This window comes from Paenibacillus sp. P4_E11 (genome assembly GCF_056401635.1).
Map to the genome: position 1 here is coordinate 1 of NZ_JBFUIX010000674.1, position 651 is coordinate 651.

Below are 651 nucleotides of genomic sequence, written 5' to 3' on the forward strand. Positions count from 1 at the left end.
ATGATGATCGTTCTAAGCAGGCGATTCTGTACTTTCTTGATTCCGGCAGCTATGCTCCAGCACCTATTGGCGGATATGCGTGGATTCAGAGGGATCAGATTAATTGGTACACCGAGCAGTCCGCCACTCGCAGCAGTCGCGATCAGGAGCCGTATGCATGGCCTGCGCTCGCGTTCTTCCATATCCCGTTACCTGAATACAAGGATGTATGGGAGCAGGGTGAGTGTATTGGCAGCAAGCAGGAGAATGTGTGCTCCTCAGCGGTCAATTCCGGATTTTTCGCTGCTATGTTGGAGATGGGAGATGTAATGGGCACGTTTGTCGGTCATGATCATATAAATGATTATATCGGGGAGCATTACGGCATACAGCTAGGGTATGGACGTGCGTCGGGTTACAGCACATACGGCAAGGAAGGGTTTCCGCGTGGGGCACGTGTCATTCGTCTGTTCGAGGGGGAAAGGCGTTTCGATACATGGACGTTCCTTGATACAGATGCTGGAGTATAAGTCTATTGCATTGTGAAGTTTCCTGACACTTATAAGGTAATACCGATTTAATTATAAGCTATGGGTATAAAAAAGGTATATTAAAAGTTATAAAGATATGATAGATTATGTTTTAAAGACATCAATACAGACAGTCGAAAGG

1 protein-coding gene is annotated in these 651 nt (G+C 46.1%); it reads left to right on the forward strand.

All coding sequences use genetic code 11. The features are described 5' to 3' along the window. Window positions 1–509, forward strand: a 509-nt coding sequence (locus tag AC1DWB_RS36855; protein WP_477545985.1) for a metallophosphoesterase family protein, incomplete at its 5' end; no start/stop codon positions are given. Window positions 510–651 lie beyond the last annotated feature (142 nt).